Here is a 7,910-nt window from a genome sequence, read left to right on the forward strand (position 1 = left end):
CCAGTCCGGCAGCTCCCTGGTCCTCACCGACCCGGACCTCGCCGGCCGCGTCCCGGACGGATACGCCGTACGGGCGCTGCGCGACGCCCCGGACTCCCTCCTGGCCGAACTGGCCACGCCGCGTGCCTTCACACCGGGCCACGAACCGGGAGCGGACGACCTGGTCCAGCTGCTGTACACCTCGGGGACCACCGCGCTGCCCAAGGGCGCGATGATGACGCACGGCGCGCTCGTCCATGAGTACGTCAGCGCCGTCACCGCCCTCGACCTCCGCGCCGGCGACCGGCCCGTCCACGCCCTGCCGCTCTACCACTCCGCGCAGATGCATGTGTTCCTGCTGCCCTACCTCGCGGTCGGGGCCGAGAACACGGTCCTGGACTCCCCGGACGCGGGCCGCATCTTCGACCTCGTCGAGTCCGGACAGGCCGACAGCCTCTTCGCCCCGCCCACCGTCTGGATCGCCCTGGCCAACCACCCGGACTTCGCGCGGCGCGACCTCGCCGGGCTGCGCAAGGCGTACTACGGCGCGTCGATCATGCCCGTACCCGTGCTGGAACGGCTCCGCGGCCGGCTGCCCGCACTGGCCTTCTACAACTGCTTCGGGCAGAGCGAGATCGGCCCGCTCGCCACCGTCCTGGGACCCGACGAGCACGAGGGCCGGATGGACTCCTGCGGCCGGCCCGTCCTCTTCGTGGAGGCCAAGGTGGTCGACGAGAACGGCAAGGACGTCCCCGACGGCACGGCGGGCGAAGTGGTCTTCCGCTCACCCCAGTTGTGCAGTGGCTACTGGGACAAGCCGCAGGAGAGCGCCGAGGCGTTCCGCGACGGCTGGTTCCACTCCGGCGACCTCGCCGTACGCGACCCGGAGGGCTACTTCACCGTCGTCGACCGGGTGAAGGACGTGATCAACTCCGGCGGGGTCCTCGTCGCCTCCCGTCAGGTCGAGGACGCCCTCTACACCCACCCCGCGGTCGCCGAGGCGGCCGTCGTCGGACTGCCCGACGAGCGCTGGATCGAGGCCGTCACCGCCGTCGTCGTGCTGCGGGACGAGGCGACGGAGGCCGAACTGATCGGCCATGCCCGCGAGAGGCTCGCCCACTTCAAGGCCCCGAAGAAGATCCTCTTTGTGGACGAACTCCCGCGCAACGCCAGCGGCAAGATCCTGAAGAGGGAGCTGCGCGACCGCTTCGCCTGAACACCGCGCGCCGCCGGTGCTACCGCAGGACGCGGGCGACCCCGACGTGGAAGCTGTCGATGGCGCCGCTGCTCTTCGGAAGCGGTGTGTCGTGGTGCCACAGCGGGGCCGTGACCAGGCCCGGATCGACGAGGTCGAGTCCGTCGAAGAACCGTGCGACCTCGGAGCGCGTCCGGGGCCGCAGGCTGATACCGCTCGACCGGTACGTCTCGGTCTTGTCCTGCTCGGCGGGGAGGAATTCATTGGTGAAGTGCGAGAGCACCAGACAACTGCCGGCGGGCAGTGCGTCGACGAGGGTGCGTGTGATGCCGTAGGGGTCGTCCTCGTCGGGAACGAAATGCATGAGAGCGATGAGGGAGAGTGCGATGGGCCGGTCGAAGTCCAGCAGGTTCCGCGCGTGGCCGAGGATCTTCGCCGGCTCGCGCACGTCGGCGTCGAGGTAGCCGGTGGCGCCCTCGGGGGTGCTGATGAGCAGCGCCTCGGCGTGACGCAGGACGATCGGGTCGTTGTCCGTGTAGAGGACCCTGGCCGCCGGGTTGATCTCCTGGGCTATCTGATGGAGGTTCGGCCGGGTCGGGATCCCCGTCCCGATGTCGAGGAACTGGTCGATGCCCGTGCGCGCGGCCCAGCCGACCGCACGGTGCATGAACGCCCGGTTCTGCGCGACACCGGCTTTCGCCACGGGCGGCATCTGCGCGCCGAGTTCCTGGTCCACCGGGTAGTTGTCCTTGCCGCCCAGAAGATAGTCGTAGACGCGCGCCGGGTGCGGCCTGCTGGTGTCGATCGGGGAGTCGGCCGGGCCTGGCGTCATGGAGAGCTCCAGAGTTCTTCGGCGCGCAGCGTGCGAGGAGTACGCAGCGTGCGCGGAACAGGCGGGACGGGGCGACGCGGGCCAGACTGTCCCCCTGCGGGCCGTCGCCACATCGACGCATACTGCCACAGCAACCACGGGGGACCCATGGAACATTGAGCCGGGCCCCCGGCCCCCGGTCAACTGCCCGGCCGGTCCCGCTCGTCCACGATCCGCCTGAACTTGCCGACCGACCTCTCCAGCGTCTCCGGGTCGAGGATCTCCACCCCGACCGAGACCCCGATCCCGTCCTTGACGGCCGCCGCGACCGATGCGGCGGCGGCCGCGCGCTGCTCCGGTGTCGCCTCCGCCCGGGCCTCCGCGCGCACCGTCAGCACATCCAGCCGGCCCTCGCGGGTCAGCCGCAGCTGGAAGTGCGGCGACACCGCCGGCGTACGCAGCACGATCTCCTCGATCTGGGTCGGGAAGAGGTTCACCCCGCGCAGGATCACCAGGTCGTCGCTCCGCCCGGTGACCTTCTCCATGCGCCGGAAGACCCGTGCCGTCCCCGGCAGCAGCCGGGTCAGATCCCGGGTCCGGTAACGGATCACCGGCATGGCCTCCTTGGTGAGCGAAGTGAACACCAGCTCACCCTCGGCGCCCTCGGGCAGCACCTCGCCGGTGAACGGGTCGACCACCTCCGGATAGAAGTGGTCCTCCCAGATGTGCAGCCCGTCCTTCGTCTCCACGCACTCCTGGGCGACGCCCGGGCCCATCACCTCGGACAGCCCGTAGATGTCGACCGCGTCGATCGCGAACCGTTCCTCGATCTCGCGCCGCATCTCCTGCGTCCACGGCTCGGCGCCGAAGATCCCCACCTTCAGCGAGGTCGACCGCGGGTCGACGCCCTGCCGCTCGAACTCGTCCAGGAGCGTCAGCATGTACGACGGCGTCACCATGATGATCTCGGGCCGGAAGTCCTGGATCAGCTGGACCTGCCGGGCCGTCATGCCGCCGGACGCGGGAATGACCGTGCAGCCGAGCCGTTCCGCCCCGTAGTGCGCGCCGAGCCCGCCGGTGAACAGCCCGTATCCGTAAGCGACATGGACCTTCTGCCCCGGGCGGCCGCCCGCTGCCCGGATCGAGCGGGCGACCACGTCCGCCCAGGTGTCCAGATCGCCCTGGGTGTAGCCGACGACGGTCGGGCGGCCCGTCGTTCCGCTGGAGGCGTGGATCCGGCGTACCTGCTCCTCGGGCACCGCGAACATCCCGAACGGATAGTTGTCCCGCAGATCGGCCTTGGTGGTGAACGGGAACCGGGCGAGATCGGCGAGCGAGCGGCAGTCGTCCGGGTGCAGCCCCGCCCGGTCGAACGCCGCTCTGTAGTGGTCGACGTGGGCGTAGACGTGGTGCAGTGTCGCCCGCAGCCGTTCGAGCTGGAGCGCCCGCAGCTCCTCGCGGTCCATCCGTTCCGCCGCGTCCAGCAGAGCCGTCATGCCGATCTCCCTCTTCCCTGCGCACCGTGCAGACGACCGATCATTCGGTCGTTTCTTCCGGGAGCAGTAATTCAGGATCTTCCGCCCGCTGGCAAGAGGTGGGACACGACGCATGTCGCGGGACAGGACCGGATGCGGCCGGCCCACCGCGCACGCGTACTCCCCGGGCGGCGGCCGACCCGGCCAGGGACCGTTGCGCACCGCGGATACGCTCGTACCGAACAGAGCTGCATCACCCGGTCGGCCCTGTTTGGATGGTTTCCATGCCGACTTTCCACACGTACGACGGAACCGAACTCGCGTATCACCTCGTAGGACAGGGCGCCCCGCTGATCTGTCTGCCGGGCGGGGCCATGCGGGCAAGCGCCTACCTCGGCGGCCTGGGCGGGCTCGGCGGCCACAGGCAACTGGTGCTGCTCGATCTGCGGGGCACCGGGGACTCCGCCGTACCGGACGACACCACCACCTACCGCTGCGACCGGCTGGTCGATGACGTCGAGGCACTGCGCGAACACCTGGGACTGGAGCACATCGATCTGCTCGCCCACTCGGCGGCCGGGGACCTTGCCGCGCTCTACGCGGCGCGGTACCCGCAGGCGCTTCGCAGTCTGCTCCTCATCGCACCCGGAACGCGGGCCGCCGGATTGGGGTTCGCCGAACGCGAGGCCCGCGAGGCCGCCGGGCTGCGTCGCACGGAACCGTGGTACGAGGACGCGCTCCCGGCTCTGGAGCAGATCTGGGCGGGACGCCTCACGGACGAACTGCGCGCCGCCGCACGGCCGTTCCTCTACGGCCGTTGGGACGCCGCCGCGCAGGACCACGCCGCGTCGTCCGCAGCGCAGATCAACGCCGATGCCGCCCAGGGCTATTACGGTCAGGAGGCATTCGATCCGGCCACGACGGTGGCCGCACTGCGCGAGCTGCCGGCCCCGGTACTCGTCCTCACCGGAGAGTACGACGGCGTGACGACCCCCGACCGCGCCGCCGAACTGGCCGCCCTCTTCCCGAAAGCCGAATTCGCCGTACAGCGCGCCGCCGGACACTTCCCGTGGCTCGACGACCCGGGGGCCTTCGTCCGCACCGTCACCGCCTTCCTGGACCCGGATGTGCACAGCGTGCAGGCCGGCGGGATACGGCTCGCCTACCGGGTGTGGGGAGACCCGGCCGCGCCGCCGGTCGTCCTGGCCCACGGACGCGGCGGGGACAGCCGCACCTGGACAGGGATCGCCGGACAACTGGCGTCCCGACACCGCGTGTACGCGATCGACTTCCGCGGCCACGGCCTCAGCGACTGGCCCGGCCGCTACTCCTTCGAGCTGTTCCGCGACGATCTGCACGCGTTCCTGGAGGCCCGCAACCTCTCCGGCGCCACGGTCATCGGGCACTCCATGGGCGGCGCGGCGGCCTATCTGCTCGCCGAGCGGCAGCCCGGACTCATCGGCCGGCTCGTCCTGGAGGAGGCCCCGCCGCCCTTCCCGCTCGACCCGCCACGCGGCCCCGCCGAACGCCCCGACGGGGAACTCGACTTCGACTGGCCCGTGGTGCCGTCCATCAACGCCCAGCTCAATGAACCCGATCCGGCCGGCCGCGAACGCCTCGGCGAGATCACCGCGCCCACCCTGGTCATCGGGGGCGGTCCCAGCAGCCAGATCGACCAGGAGGACCTCGCCTGGATGGCCCGGCGGATCCCCGACTGCCGGCTTGTCACCATCGACGCCGGCCATCTCGTGCACACCGAACGGCCGGAGGAATACCTGGCTGCCCTCCGGTCGTTCGGTGTGGCCTGACGGAGCGGCACAGGACCGCCCGCCGCGTCAGTCCCGGTGCAGCAGCGACACCATGACGTCCAGCAGCGTCGCCTCGGCGTCCACAACGCCCGTCTCCGAGCGCCAGGCGACGAACCCGTCGGGGCGGACCAGCACGGCGCCCTCAGTGCTCGTCCCGTGCGCCTCGGCCCAGTCGGCACCGGCCTCCGGCTCCAGATCGCCGCCGGGACCGGTGCCGATGCCGAACGCGTCGAGCCGCACGGCCAGCCGGTCACCGACCCGCGCCGCCGCCCGCCGCCACGCCACGTCCGCGCCATCGGCGAGCAGCACGAACGAGCGCTCGTAGAGATCCAGGGTGGAGATCCGCTCACCCGCCCGCCGGACCCACAGGTGCGGCGCCCGGCTGCCCGGTTCACCCGTCAGCTGCATCCCCTGGGGCACCACCGGCTGATCCGCGGCCACGCCCAGCACCGCGCCGTCCACATAGCGGTAGCCCAGCGCCACGTTCAGCATTCCGCCGCGCTTGCCGCCGCCCACGGTGGGCGGCGGAGCGTACCCGGGGTGGCTGTGCTCGCCGGAACGTGCTGAGGCCCGCTCGCTCGTCGCCCGCGCCACCGGCAGCCGCTCCGCCCCGTACGTGTCCAGCAGACCCGGGCCCGCCTCACCGCGCAGCACGGCGGCGAGCTTCCACGCCAGGTTGTGCGCGTCCTGGATACCGGTGTTGGAGCCGAACGCCCCGGTGGGCGACATCTCGTGCGCCGAGTCACCGGCGAGGAACACCCGGCCCCGGGAGTAGCGGTCCGCCACCCGCTCCGCCGCGTGCCACGGCGCCTTGCCGGTGATCTCCACGTCGATGTCCGGGGCGCCGACCGCCCTGCGGATGTGCGCGGCGCACCGCTCGTCCGTGAAGTCCTCCAGCGTCTCGCCCAGACCGGGCTGCCAGGGCGCGTGGAACACCCACTGCTCCTCGTTGTCCACCGGCAGCAGGGCGCCGTCCGCATCCGGGTTCGTCAGGTAGCAGACGATGAAGCGCCGGTCACCGAGCACATCGGCGAGCCGACGGGAGCGGAAGGTGATACTCACGTTGTGGAACAGGTCACCGGCCCCCGAACGGCCGATCCGCAGCTGCTCGCGTACCGGGCTGCGCGGGCCGTCGGCGGCGATGAGATAGTCCGCTCGCACCGAGGTGTGCTCGCCGGTCTCGCGGTTCTTCAGGGCCGCGCCGACACCTGAGCCGTCCGGGTCGAACGAGAGCAGTTCGGTGGAGAACCGCAGATCGCCGCCCTGCTCCCGGGCCCGGTCCAGCAGCACCGGCTCCAGGTCGTTCTGGCTGCACAGGCACCAGCCCGTCGGGCTGAAGCGGGCGAGCGCGCCACCCGGGTCGATCTCCTTGAACAGCCACTCCTGGTCGTCACCGGTCAGCGAACCGGCCTGCAGAATGCCGTGATTCTCCGCCAGCACCGAAGCGGCCGCCCGGATCTGCGACTCCACCCCCGCCTTGCGGAAGATCTCCATCGTGCGCACGTTGTTGCCCCGGCCGCGTGGATGCGTCGAGGTGGCGGAGTGCTTCTCGACCAGCAGATGCTCGACGCCGAGCCTGCCGAGGAAAAGGGACGCGGACAGGCCCACCAGGGAGCCGCCCACGATGAGGACCGGTACGTGGAGGTCGACGTTCTCGTTCATCAGTTGCTCCAGCTCGGACGCCGTACAGATGCAGTGTTCATGCCCTCGCCGGAGCTGTTCGGACGCCCGCTCACCTGAACGGTTCATAAATCTCGCGTCAGGCGGACCAGCGTTTCACGATCGGTGACGGAGACGACGCCCGCAGTCCGGGGCGAACCGTGCGTAACTGCCGGGAGACTCCCCGCTCCGATTCCACTCGACAGCCGCCGGTTACCCAGCTAACCGGAAGGCCGGGCCGCCCCACCGTCTCGAAGGAGTTCGCAAGATGACCACCACCCTCTCGGAACGGACCTCCCAGTCCGCCTTCGACGGATCAAGGCTGCGGGTCATCCTGCTGCTTGACCTGCACGATGGCGCCCAGAAGCAGTTCCTGGAGGCCTACGAACACATGCGCAACCAGGTGGCTTCCATCCCCGGACACATCAGCGACCAGCTGTGCCAGTCCATCGAGAACCCGTCCCAATGGCTCATCACCAGCGAGTGGGAGAGCGCGCCGCCCTTCCTCGCCTGGGTCAACAGCGAGGAGCACGTCGCCACCGTCCAGCCCCTGCACAGCTGCGTGCGCGACACCCGGTCGCTGCGCTTCAGCGTCCTGCGGGAGACCGGCGCCGCCTTCGAGGAGAGCTTCGAGCCCCTCAAGGGCGGCCTCCAGGCCGCGCCCCGCCTTGGCGACGGAGTGGTGCGCCACGCACTCACCTTCACGGTCAGGCCGGGCACCGAGGAGATCGTCGCGAAGATCCTCTCCGACTACGACGCCCCGGAGGCACGGGTCGACGAGCACACCCGGCTGCGCCGCACCTCGCTCTTCATGCACGGCAATCGCGTCGTGCGCGCGGTCGAGGTCGAGGGCGACCTCCTCGCGGCCCTGCGCCACGTCTCCCGGCAGCCGGAGGTCCGGGCCGTCGAGGAAGCGCTCAACCCGTACCTGGAGCAGGACCGCGACCTGGCCGACCCCGACTCCGCCCGGATGTTCTTCACCC

6 protein-coding genes are annotated in these 7,910 nt (G+C 70.8%); 3 read left to right on the top strand and 3 right to left on the bottom strand.

Translation table 11 applies throughout. The annotated features are described in order from the left end of the window. On the top strand, positions 1-1,195 hold a 1,195-nt coding region (locus tag J1C73_RS00305; RefSeq protein WP_207314527.1), incomplete at its 5' end, for an AMP-binding protein. A gap of 19 nt (positions 1,196-1,214) precedes the next feature. Here the strand turns inward: J1C73_RS00305 and J1C73_RS00310 are convergent. Then, positions 1,215-2,006 carry an SAM-dependent methyltransferase gene (locus tag J1C73_RS00310; RefSeq protein ID WP_207314528.1) on the bottom strand — a complete coding sequence of 264 codons (792 nt, stop codon included), beginning with the start codon at positions 2,004-2,006 and terminating at the stop codon, positions 1,215-1,217. 179 nt (positions 2,007-2,185) lie between these two features. Then, complete coding sequence (gene paaK / locus J1C73_RS00315) at positions 2,186-3,481, bottom strand: phenylacetate--CoA ligase PaaK (RefSeq protein ID WP_207314529.1); 1,296 nt, start codon at positions 3,479-3,481, stop codon at positions 2,186-2,188. Between the two features lie 263 nt (positions 3,482-3,744). Here paaK and J1C73_RS00320 point away from each other — a divergent pair, with 263 nt between their 5' ends. Further along, a complete protein-coding gene (locus J1C73_RS00320) occupies positions 3,745-5,268 on the top strand; it encodes an alpha/beta fold hydrolase (RefSeq protein ID WP_207314530.1) in 1,524 nt (507 codons plus the stop codon). A 27-nt stretch (positions 5,269-5,295) separates the two neighbouring features. Here the strand turns inward: J1C73_RS00320 and J1C73_RS00325 are convergent, their stop codons facing one another. Next, positions 5,296-6,930, bottom strand: a complete 1,635-nt coding sequence (locus J1C73_RS00325) for an FAD-dependent oxidoreductase (RefSeq protein WP_207314531.1) — start codon at positions 6,928-6,930, stop codon at positions 5,296-5,298. Positions 6,931-7,195: 265 nt separating this feature from the next. On the opposite strand from J1C73_RS00325, the gene J1C73_RS00330 reads away from it, so the two are divergent. Next, a partial coding sequence (locus J1C73_RS00330) for a SchA/CurD-like domain-containing protein (protein ID WP_207314532.1) occupies positions 7,196-7,910 on the top strand: 715 nt, incomplete at its 3' end.

The organism is Streptomyces laculatispora, from assembly GCF_017353455.1.
Taxonomy (GTDB): domain Bacteria; phylum Actinomycetota; class Actinomycetes; order Streptomycetales; family Streptomycetaceae; genus Streptomyces; species Streptomyces laculatispora.